The 18,395-nt window shown below is 57.1% G+C and carries 16 protein-coding genes; 2 read left to right on the forward strand and 14 right to left on the reverse strand.

Features of this window, described 5'->3' with window-relative positions; all coding sequences use genetic code 11:
- Positions 1-136: 136 nt before the first annotated feature.
- The gene (locus H6973_05165; GenBank protein ID MCP5125029.1) at positions 137-1,156 is read right to left on the reverse strand and encodes a flagellar hook-length control protein FliK; all 1,020 of its coding nucleotides are present in this window, start codon (positions 1,154-1,156) and stop codon (positions 137-139) included.
- Between H6973_05165 and H6973_05170 the strand changes: the two genes are divergently transcribed.
- Both H6973_05170 and H6973_05175 read left to right on the forward strand, forming a co-directional pair.
- Positions 1,143-3,752, forward strand: a complete 2,610-nt coding sequence (locus tag H6973_05170; protein MCP5125030.1) for a hypothetical protein — start codon at positions 1,143-1,145, stop codon at positions 3,750-3,752. The genes H6973_05165 and H6973_05170 overlap by 14 nt on opposite strands.
- A complete protein-coding gene (locus H6973_05175) occupies positions 3,697-5,046 on the forward strand; it encodes a hypothetical protein (GenBank protein ID MCP5125031.1) in 1,350 nt (449 codons plus the stop codon). The genes H6973_05170 and H6973_05175 overlap by 56 nt, the downstream gene beginning before the upstream one ends.
- 1,078 nt (positions 5,047-6,124) lie before the next feature.
- On the opposite strand, the gene fliJ is transcribed toward H6973_05175, so the two are convergent.
- The 13 genes from fliJ to H6973_05240 all read right to left on the reverse strand — a co-directional run bounded on the left by fliJ (position 6,125) and on the right by H6973_05240 (position 18,323).
- Entirely contained in the window at positions 6,125-6,586 is a 462-nt protein-coding gene (gene fliJ, locus H6973_05180; GenBank protein MCP5125032.1) for a flagellar export protein FliJ, read from the reverse strand.
- A 12-nt stretch (positions 6,587-6,598) separates the two neighbouring features.
- The gene (gene fliI, locus H6973_05185) at positions 6,599-7,972 is read right to left on the reverse strand and encodes a flagellar protein export ATPase FliI (GenBank protein MCP5125033.1); all 1,374 of its coding nucleotides are present in this window, start codon (positions 7,970-7,972) and stop codon (positions 6,599-6,601) included.
- Positions 7,956-8,759, reverse strand: a complete 804-nt coding sequence (locus H6973_05190; GenBank protein MCP5125034.1) for a flagellar assembly protein FliH — start codon at positions 8,757-8,759, stop codon at positions 7,956-7,958. Before H6973_05190 ends, fliI begins: the two co-directional genes overlap by 17 nt.
- Positions 8,752-9,765 (reverse strand): flagellar motor switch protein FliG, encoded by a 1,014-nt coding sequence (fliG, locus tag H6973_05195; GenBank protein ID MCP5125035.1) that lies wholly within the window; start codon positions 9,763-9,765, stop codon positions 8,752-8,754. The genes H6973_05190 and fliG overlap by 8 nt, the downstream gene beginning before the upstream one ends.
- A gap of 6 nt (positions 9,766-9,771) precedes the next feature.
- Positions 9,772-11,499: a flagellar M-ring protein FliF gene (gene fliF, locus H6973_05200; protein ID MCP5125036.1), complete on the reverse strand. Its 1,728-nt coding sequence runs from the start codon at positions 11,497-11,499 to the stop codon at positions 9,772-9,774.
- Positions 11,500-11,546: 47 nt separating this feature from the next.
- Entirely contained in the window at positions 11,547-11,906 is a 360-nt protein-coding gene (fliE, locus tag H6973_05205) for a flagellar hook-basal body complex protein FliE (protein ID MCP5125037.1), read from the reverse strand.
- Positions 11,907-12,091: 185 nt separating this feature from the next.
- Positions 12,092-13,534, reverse strand: coding sequence for a sigma-54-dependent Fis family transcriptional regulator (locus H6973_05210; GenBank protein ID MCP5125038.1), 1,443 nt, complete (start codon positions 13,532-13,534; stop codon positions 12,092-12,094).
- A gap of 249 nt (positions 13,535-13,783) precedes the next feature.
- Entirely contained in the window at positions 13,784-14,356 is a 573-nt protein-coding gene (locus H6973_05215) for a PilZ domain-containing protein (protein ID MCP5125039.1), read from the reverse strand.
- Between the two features lie 40 nt (positions 14,357-14,396).
- Positions 14,397-14,714, reverse strand: coding sequence for a flagellar protein FliT (locus tag H6973_05220; protein ID MCP5125040.1), 318 nt, complete (start codon positions 14,712-14,714; stop codon positions 14,397-14,399).
- Positions 14,711-15,217 (reverse strand): hypothetical protein, encoded by a 507-nt coding sequence (locus H6973_05225; GenBank protein MCP5125041.1) that lies wholly within the window; start codon positions 15,215-15,217, stop codon positions 14,711-14,713. Before H6973_05225 ends, H6973_05220 begins: the two co-directional genes overlap by 4 nt.
- A 7-nt stretch (positions 15,218-15,224) precedes the next feature.
- A complete protein-coding gene (gene fliS / locus H6973_05230; GenBank protein ID MCP5125042.1) occupies positions 15,225-15,656 on the reverse strand; it encodes a flagellar export chaperone FliS in 432 nt (143 codons plus the stop codon).
- Between the two features lie 34 nt (positions 15,657-15,690).
- Complete coding sequence (gene fliD / locus H6973_05235; GenBank protein ID MCP5125043.1) at positions 15,691-17,730, reverse strand: flagellar filament capping protein FliD; 2,040 nt, start codon at positions 17,728-17,730, stop codon at positions 15,691-15,693.
- A gap of 59 nt (positions 17,731-17,789) precedes the next feature.
- A complete protein-coding gene (locus tag H6973_05240) occupies positions 17,790-18,323 on the reverse strand; it encodes a flagellar protein FlaG (protein MCP5125044.1) in 534 nt (177 codons plus the stop codon).
- Between the last annotated feature and the right edge of the window lie 72 nt (positions 18,324-18,395).

An 18,395-nucleotide genomic window follows, 5' to 3' on the forward strand; every position in this document is an offset into this window, starting at 1 on the left:
ACCTCAGGACTTTCGCTTGGCTACCATATAAAGTATGGTAATGATCAATAAATATCTATATATAGTAAAAAATAGCCCATAAGCGAAAGTCCTGCACCTGAAAACAAACTCCTGCATATCGGTATTTGGTGTTACTTCATGCGTAGTCGTCGACTGTTCCGGGCAGATTTGTTCGTGGTCGAGATTCAGTTTCATCAGAAGGAAGCTCCGGATCAGGTTGATGCGCAACCGCTGACCGCCCATCGCGTAAGTTATGCGGCGATTGTTCGCCCGAACCTGCTTGTTGACGAGCAAGCGATTGATCGGACACTTGCGCTTGATTTAGCGAAATACCTTGACTGTCCAGCATTTCTCGCAATCGAGGTATCGCGTTTTCAATGGCTTCCCGTACTGCCGCATCATGACAGAAAAATGTCACGTTAGTCTGATTCTGATGTAACGACATACGCACTTCTAACGGGCCTAGATGTGGTGGATTTATTCTAATCTCTGCTTCCTGCATCCGATTGTTAACTATCCAGTTCAGCTGGTGGCCCAGTGCTCGTCCCCAATTACTCTGCTGTAAATCGAGGGTTTCCGGGAGCGTTGGTAGCCATGTTGGAGATGGCGTCTCGGCGGTTCGAGTCGCTGCAACTGGTAAAGCATTATTAGCTAGCGTTGAGGTACCACCCGCAACAGGTACATTGGGTTCCACAGATTGAACATTGACTATTTTTGCCGAAATTTCATTGTGATCCAAGACCGCGGATGAAACGATGGCATCGTTATATTGCTGGTCTGTCTGAGCAGTTGCTTCGAATACAGGTAAGTCACGGTTTATTAAGGATACTTTCCATCCTGTATTTTCAAGGACAGGGTTACTCGTTGGATTTGTTGCTGCTTGCTGTGTCCGCAGCGGACCACTGAACATGGTTGTACTTGATGATGCCAGCCGACCTTTGACGGATTGTTTTTCATTATCGTTAGAAGCGCCGCCAGTAAAAGGTTCGGCAAATCGTGTGCGCCTTCGAGGACGCAGATCTCCTAGAGGCAGTGTTTGTTGGATGACAGTAACATACTCTGTGCCAGCAATATTTATGCGATCGTTTTCAATAGCAAATGCTGTTGTCGCAGGTGCTGCAGGTATTGGAGATGATACAGTCGTGACCGCGGTCATGGTTGAAGAAGAAACACCAGGCGTAGTTGGGATCGCTGGTGTTGGATTAACGTTAACTGTAACCCCTGGTATGTCAGGAATCCTTGCAGAGATTACGGACGCTGGCAAAGTCGTGGGCGTCGCGAGCATCGTTGATGCCACAGGAACCGCGACCGAGGCTGCCGAAACGGGCGAGGTCGCCGGCGGTACTGAAGCGCTCAGCGGCGCTGGGGCTACCGAAACGGGTAAGGTCGCCGGCGGTGCAGGCATTCCTGGACTCGCGAGAACCGCAGCTGGGGCTACCGAAACAGGCGGGGTCGCCGGCGGTGCAGGCATCCCTGGACTCGTAGGAACCTCAGCCGGGGCTGCCAAAATAGGCGAGGTCGCCAAAACGGGTGAGGTCGCCGGCGTTGCAAGCATCGCGGGACTCGCAGGAACCACAGCCGGAGTTGCCGAAACGGGTGAGGTCGCCGGCGGTGCAAGCATCCCTGGACTCGCGGGAACCACAGCCGGGGCTACCGAAACGGGTAAGGTCGCCGGCGGTGCAGGCATCCCTGGACTCGCGGGAACCACAGCCGGGACTGCCAAAACAGGCGGGGTCGCCAGGGGTACTGAAGCGCCGCTAAGCGGGGCCGGGGTTGCCAATACGGGCGGGGTTGCCGGCGTCGCGAGACTCGCAGGACTCGCAGGAACCACAGCCGGGGCTGCCAAAACAGGCGGGGTCGCCGGGAGTACTGAAGCGCCGCTAAGCGGGGCCGGCGTTGCCGGCGTTGCGGGACTCGCGGGACTCGCAGGAACCACAGCCGGAGTTGCCAAAACGGGCGGGGTCGCCAGCGTTGCGGGACTCGCGGGACTCGCAGGAACCACAGCCGGGGCTGCCAAAACAGGCGGGGTCGCCAGGGGTACTGAAGCGCCGCTAAGCGGGGCCGGGGTTGCCGGCGTCGTGGGACTCGCAGGACTCGCAGGAACCACAACCGGGGCTGCCAAAACGGGTGAGGTGGCCAGAGGTACTGAAGCGCTCAGCGGGGCTGGAGTTACTGAAACAGGCGGAGTCGCCGGCGTTGCGGGACTCGCGGGACTCGCAGGAACCACAGCCGGAGTTGCCGAAACGGGTGAGGTCGCCAGCGTTGCGGGACTCGCGGGACTCGCAGGAACCTCAGCCGGGGCTGCCAAAACAGGCGGGGTCGCCGGGGGTATTGAAGCGCTGAGCGGGGCCGGGGCTATCAAAACGGGTGAGATCGCTGGCGTTGCAGGCATCGCTGGACTCGCAGGAACCTCAGCCGGGACTGCCGAAACAGGTGAGGTCGCCGGCGTTGCAGGCATCGCTGGACTCGCAGGAACCTCAGCCGGGGCTGTCGAAACAGGTGAGGTCGCCGGCGGTGCAGGCATCGCTGGACTCGCAGGAACCTCAGCCGGGACTGCCGAAACAGGTGAGGTCGCCGGGGATACTGAAGCGCCAAGCGAAGCCGAGGCTGCCGAAACAGGCGGGGTCGCCGGCGGTGCAGGCATCGCTGGACTCGCAGGAACCTCAGCCGGGGCTGTCGAAACAGGTGAGGTCGCCGGCGGTGCAGGCATCGCTGGACTCGCAGGAACCTCAGCCGGGACTGCCGAAACAGGTGAGGTCGCCGGGGATACTGAAGCGCCAAGCGAAGCCGAGGCTGCCGAAACAGGCGGGGTCGCCGGCGTCGCGGGCATCGCTGGACTCGCAGGAACCTCAGCCGGGACTGCCGAAACAGGTGAGGTCGCCGGGGATACTGAAGCGCCAAGCGAAGCCGAGGCTGCCGAAACAGGCGGGGTCGCCGGCGGTGCAGGCATCGCTGGACTCGCAGGAACCTCAGCCGGGGCTGTCGAAACAGGTGAGGTCGCCGGCGGTGCAGGCATCGCTGGACTCGCAGGAACCTCAGCCGGGACTGCCGAAACAGGTGAGGTCGCCGGGGATACTGAAGCGCCAAGCGAAGCCGAGGCTGCCGAAACAGGCGGGGTCGCCGGCGTCGCGGGCATCGCTGGACTCGCAGGAACCTCAGCCGGGACTGCCGAAACAGGTGAGGTCGCCGGGGATACTGAAGCGCCAAGCGAAGCCGAGGCTGCCGAAACAGGCGGGGTCGCCGGCGGTGCAGGCATCGCTGGACTCGCAGGAACCTCAGCCGGGACTGCCGAAACAGGTGAGGTCGTCGGGGATACTGAAGCGCCAAGCGAAGCCGAGGCTGCCGAAACAGGCAAGGTCGCCGGCGGTGCAGACATCGCTGGACTCGCAGGAACCTCAGCCGGGACTGCCGAAACAGGTGAGGTCGCCGGCGGTGCAGGCATCGCTGGACTCGCAGGAACCTCAGCCGGGACTGCCGAAACAGGTGAGGTCGCCGGCGGTGCAGGCATCGCTGGACTCGCAGGAACCTCAGCCGGGACTGCCGAAACAGGTGAGGTCGCCGGCGGTGCAGGCATCGCTGGACTCGCAGGAACCTCAGCCGGGACTGCCGAAACAGGTGAGGTCGCCGGCGGTGCAGGCATCGCTGGACTCGCAGGAACCTCAGCCGGGACTGCCGAAACAGGTGAGGTCGCCGGCGGTGCAGGCATCGCTGGACTCGCAGGAACCTCAGCCGGGACTGCCAGAAACAGGTGAGGTCGCCGGCGGTGCAGGCATCGCTGGACTCGCAGGAACCTCAGCCGGGACTGCCGAAACAGGTGAGGTCGCCGGCGGTGCAGGCATCGCTGGACTCGCAGGAACCTCAGCCGGGACTGCCGAAACAGGTGAGGTCGCCGGCGGTGCAGGCATCGCTGGACTCGCAGGAACCTCAGCCGGGGCTGTCGAAACAGGTGAGGTCGCCGGCGGTGCAGGCATCGCTGGACTCGCAGGAACCTCAGCCGGGACTGCCGAAACAGGTGAGGTCGCCGGCGGTGCAGGCATCGCTGGACTCGCAGGAACCTCAGCCGGGACTGCCGAAACAGGTGAGGTCGCCGGCGGTGCAGACATCGCTGGGCTCGCAGGAACCTCAGCCGGGACTGCCGAAACGGGTGAGGTCGCCGGCGGTGCAGACATCGCTGGGCTCGCAGGAACCTCAGCCGGGACTGCCGAAACGGGTGAGGCCGCCGGCGTTGCAGGCATCGCTGGACTCGCAGGAACCTCAGCCGAGGCTGTCGAAACAGGCAAGGTCGCCGGCGTCGCGGGCATCGCTGGAACCACAGCTGGGGCTGCCGAAACAAGCGGGGTCGTCGGCGCTGTGGGCATCGCTGGACTCGCAAGAACCTCAGCTGGGGCTGCCGAAACAGGTGAGGTCGCCGGCGGTGCAGGCATCGCTGGACTCGCAGGAACCTCAGCCAGGACTGCCGAAACAGGTGAGGTCGCCGGCGGTGCAGGCATCGCTGGACTCGCAGGAACCTCAGCCGGGACTGCCGAAACAGGTGAGGTCGCCGGCGGTGCAGGCATCGCTGGACTCGCAGGAACCTCAGCCGGGACTGCCGAAACAGGTGAGGTCGCCGGCGGTGCAGGCATCGCTGGACTCGCAGGAACCTCAGCCGGGACTGCCGAAACAGGTGAGGTCGCCGGCGGTGCAGGCATCGCTGGACTCGCGGGAACCTCAGCTGGGGCTGCCGAAACAAGCGGGGTCGTCGGCGCTGTGGGCATCGCTGGACTCGCAAGAACCTCAGCTGCCGAAACAGGTGAGGTCGCCGGCGTCGCGGGCATCGCTGGACTCGCAGGAACCTCAGCCGGGGCTGTCGAAACAGGTGAGGTCGCCGGGGGTATTGAAGCGCTCAGCGGCGCTGGGGCTGCCGAAACGGGCGGGGTCGCCGGCGTTGCAGGCATCGCTGGACTCGCAGGAACCTCAGCCGGGGGAACTGTCGATGCGTCTGGCGTAGCTGGAACCGCTGACCTTATTGAATCTGCTGGTGTAGCAGCGGGAATTACTGGAACATAAGAAGGTATCGCTGGCCTTATTGAGGCTGCTGGCGTATTGGAGACGATTCGACGGATTGGCGTTACGGGTAGTTTCAAGGATGACTTTCGTTCGGGTCGCTCCAAGCTTCCGTCATCAGATAATTGTTTGGTTTTCAATCCTGGCGCATTACTTTCACCTCGCATGTTTTTGACTAAAGGAGTCATAATGCCAAGCACCGGCTTACTCTCCTTCCGCTGCGCTAATGAATCGACTGGATCGAACTCGGGCTGGCTAATCTTTGGATGATGAGTGATGCCTATGGATTTATCTTCATCGGCCTTGTCCATCATGCTTTCTGTTGTGGAATCCTTTCTGGGAAAGCTCACATCCTGCAAAGCAGCGCGTGATTCCATAAACAGCGAAAAACCGGCCCATGGCATTTCATCCAGCGGCTCCTTATCCAGAGTTTTCGGTTGATCTTTCCTGTTATTAGCAAGTATTGGTTCTTTTAGCTCGTTTCCATCAACAGGCAACCCCTCCCTGCCCAAATCCGGCGTTGATACAATCCCAGTTTCTTCTAAACCTGACATCGAAATCGGCGCATGTTGCTTCAAACCTGGCGTTGAAACGGCCACTTGTGGTTGATCAGTCCCTAAGTCACTGGACTCAAGCGGTAAAACAGTGGCTTGTTGTGGTTCATCCGTTCCTAAATCACTGGACTCAAGCGGTAAAATAGTGACTTGCAGGCCATCAGCGCCAAACTCATCGGGATTGCCTAAGTCAATCTTTTGTAGAGGTTCTTGCAGCGCTTGTGCATCCACAACTTCTTCATCTAATAAATCCAGAGACTCTTCCAGATCAATGGGACTTCCCTCTAATTCAAAGTCTGCCTTACTTTCTGCCAGATGACCCAGAATACTGGTTCGCAACCATTGACTAAAAGAAGGTGATCGAGCCATAGGCTCCTGGCCTGTTTCCACCACGCTTTCCGCTGCCACGACGCTATTGGTTTTGCCACAGGATGATGTCAATAAATGGGCGATGTCGAGATGGGCCATGGCGCGGTCCTTACTTAAAAGCGGTTTAGTAATAACAATCTAATGATTAAACATCATGATTAAACGCCATCAATAAATCGCATCCGAGCAGTCAGACCACGCAGATTGTGTTCATCACTATCGCGCTGTTCGCGACGATCCTCTTCCCATAGCTGAGTCTTCCGGTCGCGCTCGATCACTTCCTCAAGCGCCTTGGTTTTGGAGCGACTTTGGATCCAGGCCAACTGTTTTCTCTGTAGTTCCTGCTGCATCCATGCCAATTGCTGCTGCAACTGCACAATGCCATGATCCATGTTGGTCAGAAACGCCGAGTAATCCTGATACCGGCGCGCAGAAATTCCATGACTGCCCTCGTTTTGAAACTGGGTGGCGTATTCGCTCCGAAACATCAGCAATTGCTGCAAGCGATTCTGTTGTTCAGTAAGTCGCTGTTGAGACTCTCCCAACGCTTTGACTGCCGCTTGTTCCCGGGACTGCGCAACCTGAGCCGCTGCTTGCAATGGATGGGATTTATTCGCCATTGAACTTGCCCTCTATCGACCCTTCGCTTCCTTGGGCCTGGGTTGCAGAACAACCTCAAGCGCCTTGAGACTATCCGCCATGGTGACACGCTCGTCGATACCCTGCATCAGAAATTGCTTGAGCCGCGGATAATAGTCCCGCGCCTCATCCACCGCTGGATCACTGCCGGCAACATAGGCGCCGACGTTGATCAAGTCGCGGTGCTGCTCATAAGTCGAATAAACATGCTTGAAGCGTCGCGCCAATTGCTGATGGCGGGGACCGCTGATCTGCGGCATCACCCGGCTGATCGAGGCCTCAATATCGACGGCTGGATACTGGCCGGCTTCGGCCAGTCGCCGCGACAACACCACATGGCCATCAAGAATAGCGCGGGCGGCGTCGGCAATCGGATCCTGCTGATCGTCGCCTTCGGTCAATACGGTGTAGAAAGCCGTGATGGAGCCACCGATGGTATCGTTGCCGGCGCGTTCCACGAGGCGGGGAATTTTGGCGAAGACCGAGGGCGGATAACCCTTGGTGGCGGGCGGCTCGCCAATCGCCAGTGCAATCTCGCGCTGCGCCTGGGCGTAGCGCGTCAGCGAGTCCATCAGCAACAATACTTGTCGGCCCGCATCGCGGAAATATTCGGCAATCCGGGTAGCCAACGCCGCGCCGTACAAGCGCATGAGCGGCGGAGCATCCGCTGGCGCCGCCACCACTACGGCGCGGGCCATGCCTTCAGCACCCAGAATTTCCTGGATGAATTCCTGAACTTCGCGTCCGCGCTCGCCAATCAGCCCGACGACCACCACCTCGGCCTCGGTAAAGCGGGTCATCATGCCCAGCAACACGCTTTTGCCAACGCCAGAACCCGCGAATAGGCCCATGCGTTGACCGCGTCCCACCGATAGTAGCGCGTTGATGGCCCGCACCCCGACATCCAGCGGCTCACGAATCGGTTTGCGCATCAAGGGATTGATCGACTTGCCGGCTAATGAAACCAGATCAGTGTGCGCTGGCGGCGGTAGCCCGTCCAGAAAACGTCCGGAACCATCCAGTACTCGTCCAAGCAAGCCTTCACCAATGCGCGCCTGGCTAACGCCACCCGTGGGAATCACCCGGGAATTGGGCATCAGGCCATGAATATCGCCGCTGGGCATCAAAAACAACTTGCCACCAGAAAAACCGACGACCTCGGCTTCAATCTGCGCCCCATTCGGATTGGTAACCAGGCAACGGGCACCAACCGGCGCGACGCAGCCAGCGGCTTCCAGAGTCAGACCGACCATTCGGGTTAGCTGTCCCTCCACCACCAACCCCGGCGTCTCCACAACTCGTTGGCGACGCTGAGCTAGATGGGTGCGCCAGCGTGGGATATGCTCCAATTCAAGAATGGCTGACATGGCTTTCCCGCTCGTCGCCAAGGACCGCAGCAATCACGGTGCCCAGTCGTTTCTCGACCGTCGCGTCGATTCGCGATAGCTCAGCATTAATGATGCAGCCACCGCGACTGAGCGTCTGATCCTCGACAATCTTCCAAATCGGTTCATCATCCCGACCCAGTGAAAGTACTTCGCGAATCAATCGCGCATCATCCGGATGCAGACGAACCTGAATGCCAGTGCTGCTTACGGGCAACAAGCTGACCGCCTCGCGCACAACCGCCACGACTTCGCCCGGCGAGGCGCGCAGTTCCCGTCGCACCAGTTGTCGAGCAATCTCAGTGGCCAGTTTGGTCAGTTCCTCTTCAATCGTGGCATCGAGGTTTTCCAGCGGTTGCTGCATATAGCTCAGAATCTGATCCAGTTTTTGCACTCGCAGCAACACTTCGTCGCGGCCGGCGGCCAGTCCCTCAGCGTAACCACGTTGATAACCTTCGGTATGGCCTTCCTGCTGGCCTTTCTTGTAGCCCTGCTCGCGGCCTTCACGCCGGCCTTCCTGATAGCCAGCGGCAAATCCTTCCTCGTGCGCCTCGCTTTGGATGGCTTCAATTTCGTCCAGCGTGGGCGGCGCTGAGGAGGCTTTCGAGCTGCGTGACTCTTTTTGCCGGGTTTCCGCTTTGGTGGGAACCACAACGGGAGAAGGCGCAGCCGTCGGTGGCGGCTCTGATTCGGGCGGCGGTTGATCGACGCTGGGCAATTCCCAGCGCTGGTAAGCCGTCAAACGATCACCTGAGATAATTTTAGACAAGCTGATCTCCCTTACTGCTCAGAGTAATTTCACCAGCCTCCGCCAGTCGCTTGGCGGTACTCAAAATATCCTTCTGAGCCGCTTCCACATCGCTGAGTTTGACCGGCGGCATGGCCTCCAGATCGTCGCGCAACAAATCGGCGGCGCGCCGGGACATATTGCTCAGGATCTTGTTGCGAACCGCATCGTCGGCGCCGCGCAGGGCGATCAATAGCGTTTCGGAGGAAACCTCGCGCAGCAGTGTTTGCACATCGCGGTCGTTGAGGCTGAGCAGATTCTCGAAGACCACCATCAAATCTTCGATAGCCGTTCCCAGATCGGCATCGGTTTCCTTGATCTTGTCGAGAATCTCGCCTTCGATAGCGGCATCCAAACGACCAAGAATCTCGGCGGCCCGTTTGGGGCCGCCAATCTTGGAAGTAGCGGCAGCGCTGATATTACGCATGACCTGCTTTTCAATCAGTTCGTTGAGTTCTTCGAGCGCCCCCGAGGGAATTTCGTCGAGAATCGCCACACGCAACAGGGCTTCATCACGCAATGGGGACGGTAACAAGCCCACCACTTCGGCGGCCTGGTCGGTTTGTAGAGAGGATAGCACCAGCGCAACCACTTGCGGATGCTCTTCACGCAGGCCGCCGGCGATGGCGCTGGCATCCATCCATTTCAGCGAATCGACGCCAGACTGGCCCTCGGTATCGAAGATATGTTCCAGAATGCCCTTGGCTTTTTCACGACCCAGGGCGCGCGTCAGGACGCCGCGGATATAGTTCTCGCTATCGATCGTCAACGAACTCTGATTGCGCACGGCCTCATTAAACGTATGGATGATCTCGCTGATCTGGCCGCGACTGACATTAGTCATATTCGCCATGGCGACGCCGATCTTGTGCAGTTCGCGCGGGTCAAGATGGCGCAAAATTTCAGCGGCATGGCTCTCGCCAAGCGCCATAAGCACCACGGCTGCCTGTTCGACGCTCTTCAGGGAAGTGGGGGTTAATTCCGGCATCGCAGCTTAGGCCTCGCTGATTAGCCAATTCTTAATCACTTGAACCGCACGCTTCGGGTCTTCGGACACCAGGGAGCGGGCCAGGTCCATCCGTTCTTCGAGCAGTTCGGCTGGAGCGCTCAATGCGCCACCTTCACTGCGGCCATTTTCCAAAGCGCCGCCGATTTGCACCTGATCCTCCAGAAGTCCCTCCAAACCATTCTCATCCGCGCTTTGATCCGTCAGCGCTGCTTGTCCCGCCTGGCCACCTTCCAGGGCCGCTACGGGTTCCGGCGCTGGCAACCAGCGCCGCATCATGGGGCGCACTACCAACAGCAGAATGAGCAGGGATAACAGCGCCACGACCGCCCACTTGACTAGTTCCAGGAACCAGGCCTGCTGCCACATCGGCAAGGGGGGTTCGGCAATGCCTGCAGGCGCGAAAGCCGCATTCAGAACATTTACGCTATCGCCCCGCTCGGCGTTAAAACCAACCGCTTGTTTGACCAAGGTCGTGATCTGCTCGGTTTCTTCTGGTGTAAGCGGTTTACGAACCGGCTGTCCATCCTCAAGAACAACTCGGTCATCAACTACTACCGCCGCAGATACCCGAGTGATTCGCCCCGGCTGGTTGCGAATGAAGGTGACCCGTTTATCCAATTCGTAGTTACGCGTGATTTCCTTGCGGGTGGGCAAAGGAGTAGTTTCAGGCGTACTGGGCGTTGCAGGATTGGCTGTAGGTTCGACAACTTCCGGCGCTACAGCCACGCCAGGAGGTTGATTGGACAATGCGCCAGGAATTCCCACGGGATTATTCTGTCGGGGATTGTGTTCCTCTAGTAATTGCTCGCTGCGGACCGGGCGCGGTTCACTACGGGGTTCATAGCGTTCAGCTGTTTCTTCGCTCGCTGTGAAATCCACATCGAGCGAGACCTGGGCGCGGACCCGACCTGCACCCCACACAGGCAAGAGCAAGTCCTCAATACGCCGAGCGTAACGCTCCTCAATACGCCGGGTATACTCCAGCTGGTCAATATTCATTCCATCCGGGTTTTCTCGTTCCTTCCGGGTCAGTAGATTGCCGGCCTGATCAACTACCGATACCTGTTCAGGCTTGAGCCTGGGGACGCTAGAGGCAATTAAATGCACGATAGCCGCAACTTGGCCATCGGTCAGGCTGTACCCCGGATGAAGCTGCACCAACACTGAAGCTGTTGGTGGCTGTTGTTGACGGGCGAACACGGTTTCCTTGGGAAACGCCAAGTGAACTCGGGCGCTTTCTACGGCTTGGATGGTCATAACCGAGCGCGCCAGTTCGCCTTCCAACGCGTGCTGGTAGCGGGCGGTTTCCATGAACTGGCTGACGCCGAAACTATCCTGCTGTTCCAGCATCTCCAAACCATTGACTGTCCCTTTAGGTAGACCTTGGCCGGCCAGTTTCAGACGAGCCTCATGGACTTGATCGGATGGCACCATCAGCGCGCCGCTGCGCGGGTCAATCTTGAAGGGGATATTGGATTTTTGCAGGGCCTCCATAATCTGGCCAGCGTCTTCCTCGGCCAAGCCACTGTATAGTACATGATAGGTAGGCGCGCTGTACCACAGCGCCAGCGCTACTAGCAACGCCAACAGCAACGCTGCTCCCGCCATGATTCCGATCTGGGCGGGACCGGGCTGGCGAAATTTTTCAAGTTCCGCACGCCAATCGACCCTGGCCAGCGGAGTCGGTGGCGAACCGTTGTTTTCTTCAGCCACGACGCCTTCTCCTCAGCATACGATCAGTTCGGCTGATCATCGAGGAATCAAACCGGCATGTTCATGATGTCTTGATAGGCCGTGACCAGTTTATTGCGAACTTGCAAGGTGCTCTGAAAAGCCAGTTTGGCTTTCTGTTGGGCGATCATGACTCCTGCTAAATCATCATGTTGACCGATGTCAAAAGATTCGGTTAATTGCCTCGAATGCTGCTGAGACTGGTTGACGCCTACGAGCATGGATTTAAAGACGCTGGCAAAATCTTCCGATTCCAGATGCTGGATATCAACATGCGCTGAGGATAATGACTGATCGGTTCCTGGCGTCAGGTTGCGAAGCCCTTGGGTCAAGGCGCTTGTGGTGTCAACGTTGCTCATTGGTTCTTGTCCCCTGCTGGTGTCAATCATCTTCGGGTATCCACCAGGGATTGAGCAAGAACCGTGCCTTGTATTAAATTCCCTGAAATGGTTTACCTATCCGGGTTCACGGGAGAGATGGAACTGCAATGAGGAGATTAAAGTTCAATAGGTTATAGAAGAAGGGCTGTCATCAGAGCTGTCCGTTCAGCGCCAAAAATTCGGCGGATAGCCCGCTATTCGTCGTCGCGTTTAATGCTGTATTTACGCATTTTTTCCACCAGGGTCGTGCGACGCATTTTCAGCAGCGAAGCAGCATGGGCGACGACGCCGTTGGCATCCTCCAGCGCTGACTGAATCAATGAGGATTCGAGATCCATGATGTACTGGCGCAGGTCAAGCCCCTCGGGCGGCAAGCTGACCACTTCGTTGTTAGCGGGCCGCGTTACGGAATCCCCGGCTGGGGCGTTGTCGAGCGAAGCCAGCTCCGCCGCCATCAATTCCGATGGATAGTATGCGCGGAATTTAGCAGGCAAATCATCCAGATCCACCCATCCATCCGGTTTCAGGATCGCCAGTCGCTCCATCAGATTGGCCAGTTCACGCACATTACCTGACCAGGGATAATGCGCCAGGCAGCGCAATACCAGCGGACTGAGACCGATCCGCACCCCCTGATCACTGGCCATGCGTTCGATCAACTCATCGACGAGCAGCGGCAAATCCTCAATCCGCTCACGCAAGGTAGGCGTTTCGATCGGGAACACATTCAAACGATAGTACAGATCTTCGCGGAACCCGCCATTCTTGATCAACTCTTCCAGATCGCGATGAGTGGCGGCAATGATGCGGACATCGGCTTCCAGACTGCGATCGCTGCCAACGCGCTCAAAGCAGCGCTCCTGTAGAACCCGTAGTAATTTGACCTGCATGTTCAGCGGCATATCGCCGATTTCGTCCAGGAACAGGGTGCCGCCCCGCGCCAGTTCGAAGCGGCCGCGCCGGGTGGAAATAGCGCCGGTAAATGCGCCTTTTTCGTGGCCAAATAGTTCACTTTCCAGCAAATTATCAGGAATGGCACCGCAATTGACCGGCACGAACGGCCCCTGGCTGCGATTGGAATGGTAGTGAATGTTGCGCGCGATCACTTCCTTGCCGGTGCCCGATTCACCCAGAATCATCACAGTTGATTCGGAAGGAGCCACCCGCTGGATGAGTTCACGCACCCGAACAATGGTCGGACTGTTGCCAATCAGACTGCGGAAGAGTTCGGCGCTGCGCCGGAATTGGGCGTTTCGGGTGTCGCGGTTGGGGTTTTGTTGGGATTTGACGAGGATTTGGCTTAGTTGTGAATAGTGAAAGGGGCGCGGCAGGCGGATAATATGACGACCAGTTTCGAGCACAGTGGATAAAGAATGAGGTTGATCAGCGTCCTCGATTAACACCACAACCGCTCGGGGGGCAACGGCGTGGATTGCGTGAACAGCCTCGGTGGGCGTGTCACTGGTTCCGTATCGGCCCAGGAATACGCAACGCAGATCAGGACTCTGTTCTGCGCAGGTTCGCCAATGAGCGGAATCGGTTTGAACAACCTGGGTTTCTTCCAGAAATCGCAGCAACAGACCCAGCTCATTCGCTCTTGTGGAATCGTCGTCGATGATGAGCAATGACATTTTCATCAGTGGGGCCAAATCCTCAGGAGGGGATGAAACTCGCGCAACCTTGCAGGCGCTCAACTTCCCTCCTGATCGCCAAATGAGAATCCAATCTGCCCATTTTCAAAACTCCTTCTACCAGATAGGGCGCGAAACCGATCCCCCCGCTAACCCTTCGGAGTCAATCCATATATTCATTTTCGGAAGATACGCGAGGATATCTCACTATATAGTGTGAGACATTTTAGCCTTAAAGACAGGAGCGTCAAATTTTTAACGCTGGCTATTGCCTTTTTGATTGGCAATCGCCCGACGATGTTGGAGAAAAATATAGCGTTCCAGCGCTTCCTGCAACGGTTCGCCGGGTTGCTGGAGCGTAGCTTTGATTTGATATGCATTCTCAACCGAGATGATTTCGTGAGCGTGGGCGTACAAGACCAAGGGACGTGGGTAGCTGAGGTTGCAATAGAGTTCCAGCCGAAGCGGGATATTAGCGGTTGGCGCGGCATCAGCGCGCCAATGGAGTTCGCTGGCGCTCAGGATCAGGGGGCGTTCCGGGGGAATAGCCTGTTGGTAGGCAAACAAGTGGCCAATCATTTCCAGCAGCAAGCCAACTTTAAAGTCGAGACGCTTGAGTTCGGAGGCGCTGGAAACGCTGGAGGGATCTTCGCCGTAATCGCCCGCATGGATGTCCAGCGCGAATAAAATATGCAGGATATGCAGATTGGTTTTTTCCTGATGTTGGAGTTCATCAGGTTTGGGCCATACCGGCAGTTCCTGCCAAGCCAGCGGCAGGCAGCCAGCGAAAGCCAGGTTGGAGCGGGAGAATTCGGTAATGGTAGACATGGCGGGATGAAAGACCAGCGGGCCGGGGGGCAGAGAGTATTCAGGAACTCTGATAGGCATTAAGGGCGCGGCGTCCTTGTCTTATCGTGCGCAACCTATCGCTCAATTTGTCCATTTCAGCATGCGCCAGTTCCTGTACTCGCGCGTCGCTGACGAGCGTAAATTGTGCAGCGTCCTTCAGTAGCGGACCAACTTCGGCCGGAGGCGAAGTCTTATACAAATCGTCCAATAGCACACGCCGTTTTTCTTCCCATTCGGCCACAGCCGCCCACTCGCCAGCGTGCGCCAAGTCGAGCATTTCCGTGCTCAGTAGCTGAAACCGTTTAATTTGCGTTTCCCAGTCGGTTAGCGAGTTCACCCAGGCGGATCCTGTATTCTCTGCGTTAAGAAATCATGGGTAGCGGCGAGTTGCCCAACCAAATGATCCAGCATGGCAAAATGCGAACGATAGCGCGCTTCCAGCACATTAAGATGTATCCCTTTGCGCTGGCGCCGCGCATCGGTCTCCTCCTCTGGATCGTCGTCATTATCGCTACGTTCGCCGATTGGCTCGTAGTCATTGGAGAGATCGTCGGGTTCATCGAACCGTTCGGAAGCGCTATCTACGGTTTCTTCCGCATTTGTTTTATCCGCTTCGTCCGACTTGTCTGTTTCCAGATCGTGAGCAACATCACTCTTGAATCCTGCCGCTGGAGCTGTTCGCGACGCGCTCACTTCGCCAACGTGAATGAGCAACAATGACCGCGTTTGTAACCCGGTTTGCTGTGTGCGTTGTGCGCTGGACTCGGTTTGAGGAGAAACCCGTCGGGATTCGATTTTCCGAAAGTCGGGGCTGAAGAAGATAGAGTCCGACACATTCATGGCAAATTCAGGCAGGCGTATTTGAAGCCGCTGACATGGATCGCGCTTCAGGGGTGTCGCCAATCGCGTCCCAGGCTTCCTTGATGGTGTGTAACCGATCGGTTATTTCGTCGATAATGGTTTCATCGGAATGAACATTGGCTTCGATCAAGCGTCGTTGCATATAGTCGTAGAGCATATCCAGATTGACAGCGAGATCGCTGACATCCAGATTAAGTCCTTCGCGCAGACCGCCAATGATGCTAATGGCGCGGCTGAGTTGGTCGCCCTTGGCAGTGGTCTCGCCCCGTTGAAGGTGGCCTTTGGCCCGGCTGAGGCTTTCCAGAGCGCCTTCCATGAGCATTTGGATCAGCCGATGAGGACTAGCGTAGCTAGCGCCCGACTGAATATCGATTTGTTGATACTGACGTAGGGCGCTAAGGGAATTTGGGATCGCCATTGCGAATTCTCAAGTGTCGATTTTTCCAAGCGAGCTACTGACTCGTATTACTCGTGTTGAAAAATTGCTGGGTCAGATAGTTGCTCGTAGCCGTCAGCTGCCCGACCAGAGCGTCCATTGCCGTGAATTGGGCACGGTAGCGGGTTTCGAGTGCATCCATACGCTTATTAAGGGCGTCACGTTGTTCACTCACATCATCAATTTGACGATTAAGGCTGTCGGTACGATTGCTGAGCAGACCGCCGGTACTCAGAAAATTGTCGATCAACGTATCCAGCTGCTGAGCGACGCCGCCGGACAGCGAAACTGTACCACGAGAACCTGTGACGCCGCCAATAACATCGACAGCGATGCCCGCAGCAGTTCCGGCGCCGGTCAGGGTGCGTCCGGAACCTGTGCCTTCTTCCGCGCCAATGCTGCCCGCAACATCCTGGCCAGCCGTGCCCGCAGCCACGCTCACGCCGAATGTTGCTGTGAAGTTTGTGCTGATCTGGGTGAATTCGACGCTGGATGTGCTGCCGTAAGCATCCGAGGTAAATGTAAAACTGTTATTGGAGGATTGGTAATTGACGCTTAACAGGGCGCTGGCGTTAATTAGCGTGGTGTTGGCGCTGATCTGGCGCTGTAGCTCGGCGGCCATATCAACGCCGGTATTATAAGTTCCATTATTCAGAATAATGGATGCACTGGCTTGTATACCATTGACTTTAATGGAGAAATTATTGTTATTGCCATCAACGACGAAAGGCGCCGGGACGCCGCCATTGATAGATGTGCCAATGTACTGGCCCTGAGTTGCCAGTTGCGTGACGCTGACGCTATAGGAGCCTGCTATGCTGGTGCTGCTAGCCGATTTATAGGCGACCAGAGGATCGGTCGTGCTACCGGTCCGGGCAAATAAGGCGGCGACGTTCTCTGGATCTTCGGTCAGCGCGGTTTGTAACTTGGCGCTATCGAAATCGAGGGAGCCGTCTTTCTGGAAACTGATGCCGATATCGGCCAAGGAGCGCCGCGATCCGGTAACACCGGCAACCGCCCCAGTCATCACATTGCGGATCTGACTGATAATCGACCGTATGCTGGAGTCGCCCGTCAATACCCCCTGCTCACGAGTTTCCGGATCATAGAAAGTCAGGGAGTTAACATTTTCTATCAGGGAGTTGTAAGCTGCTACAAAGGAATCGACAGACTTGACTGTCTCGGCGCTATCCTGCGTCACGCTTAAAGTGGTGATCGTTCCGATCTCAGCGCTTTTCAGATTGAGGGTAACGCCGGGCACCACACCCACGACACTGTTGCTGGCGCTGGAAATATCCAGACCGTCCACTCTCAGCAGGGCGTCCTGCGCCTCAAGAGTTTGCGTCAGGTTCTTGCCCGATCCAGATGCAGCTTCAGGATCGTAGGCCAGCATGGACAGGCCAGCCAGATCAGTATCATCGCTATCACCGGTATCGCTCACGGTGATTTTCAGGCTATTGGCAGCGCCGGACTCGCTGGCGCTGATCACGAGTCGGAAGCCTTGACCATCATTAATGATGCTGGCGCGCGCGCCGACATCGGCCTTGTTGATGGCGTCGCGCAGACCGTCCAGAGTATTGTTGGAGGCGTCGATCGTGATGGTTTTGGCCGCTTTGGCAGGATCAGCGGTAAAGGTGGCGCCATCGTAACTGCCGACCTGAAAAGTGAGCGTCCCGGAGCCAACGACGTCAGTGACATTAACAAATCGCTGGGTTTCGTCCGTGACGAGTTTCTGGGCCTGTGCGCGTTGCCGGACCTCGATGTTGTAGTCGCCAGCCTGGGCGATGCTGGTAGCGCTGGCGGTGAACAGATCTTCATTGCTAACCGTGGCGCGCAGGTTTTGCAATTTTGAGGCGCTGCTGATAGCGGTTAATGAGCTATTAAAATCGGACAGCGCGCCCTTAAAAGTGCCGAGGGCCGACAATTTTGCCTGAAGCAACTCCTCTTTCTGATCCAGTCGATTAGTGGCGGGTTCTTTTTCAGCGGTAATCAGGTCGGAAACGATTTGGTTAACGTCAAGACCGGAACCAACGCCGGCTACGGTAATGCTTGCCATGGAATCCTCCTCGCGCTGCCGCGCTCAAACACCGGTCTTCTTAACTAAATGCACGACATTTATACTGTGGTTTGGAATAATTGACCTTCTACCCGCAAACGCCCGCTTTCCGTTCTGTGCTGTCCGCCCAGAGCCGCCAAGCCTTGGCTTTGCTGATTTTCCAGTAATTCTGAAAAAAACTTGGCAAGCGCCAAAGCCTCTTCACGTGGAATTTGCACGATCACTTCCTGAGTTTCACGATCTGTAATGCGAATGACCATCTCTTGAAACTCATCATCCACCTCAAATCGCAACTGGGTGTTGCGCGCATCCATGCTGCGATTCAAACGGTCTACGGTTTCATTGAGAGTTAGGTGGGTAGAATCACTATCGGCTGGCGTAGATCGTTGGCTGTTGGGATCAGAATCGCGCCGTTGCCCGGCATTGCCAGCATAGGGAGATTGATTAACAGATGACTGGGCGTTAGTGAGTGGAGCACCGCCAACTGCGTTTTGCACCGTAGCCGGGGAAGGAGGCTCAGGAAGTACGCCACCGTCTCTGGCAAAAGCGGGGTTGGCGCCGGTCAATGGAGTAATGCTGCCGATATCGCTCATGACGGTCCCTCCTTAGAGGCTTGCGGAGTTGAGACTGAAAACAAGGCCCGGCGGCATCGAACCGATCCGGAC

This window comes from Gammaproteobacteria bacterium, from assembly GCA_024235095.1.
Lineage (GTDB): Bacteria > Pseudomonadota > Gammaproteobacteria > Competibacterales > Competibacteraceae > UBA2383.

What these genes read in the sequence shown, in the direction of transcription:
- fliS (MCP5125042.1), bottom strand. Translation starts at nt 15,656, where the DNA reads ATGGCGATCCCAAATTCCCTTAGCGCCCTACGTCAGTATCAACAAATC.
- fliG (MCP5125035.1), bottom strand. Translation starts at nt 9,765, where the DNA reads ATGCCGGAATTAACCCCCACTTCCCTGAAGAGCGTCGAACAGGCAGCC.
- H6973_05240 (MCP5125044.1), bottom strand. Translation starts at nt 18,323, where the DNA reads ATGAGCGATATCGGCAGCATTACTCCATTGACCGGCGCCAACCCCGCT.
- fliI (MCP5125033.1), bottom strand. Translation starts at nt 7,972, where the DNA reads ATGTCAGCCATTCTTGAATTGGAGCATATCCCACGCTGGCGCACCCAT.
- H6973_05210 (MCP5125038.1), bottom strand. Translation starts at nt 13,534, where the DNA reads ATGAAAATGTCATTGCTCATCATCGACGACGATTCCACAAGAGCGAAT.
- H6973_05225 (MCP5125041.1), bottom strand. Translation starts at nt 15,217, where the DNA reads ATGAATGTGTCGGACTCTATCTTCTTCAGCCCCGACTTTCGGAAAATC.
- fliJ (MCP5125032.1), bottom strand. Translation starts at nt 6,586, where the DNA reads ATGGCGAATAAATCCCATCCATTGCAAGCAGCGGCTCAGGTTGCGCAG.
- fliD (MCP5125043.1), bottom strand. Translation starts at nt 17,730, where the DNA reads ATGGCAAGCATTACCGTAGCCGGCGTTGGTTCCGGTCTTGACGTTAAC.
- H6973_05215 (MCP5125039.1), bottom strand. Translation starts at nt 14,356, where the DNA reads ATGTCTACCATTACCGAATTCTCCCGCTCCAACCTGGCTTTCGCTGGC.
- fliE (MCP5125037.1), bottom strand. Translation starts at nt 11,906, where the DNA reads ATGATTGACACCAGCAGGGGACAAGAACCAATGAGCAACGTTGACACC.
- H6973_05165 (MCP5125029.1), bottom strand. Translation starts at nt 1,156, where the DNA reads ATGACCGCGGTCACGACTGTATCATCTCCAATACCTGCAGCACCTGCG.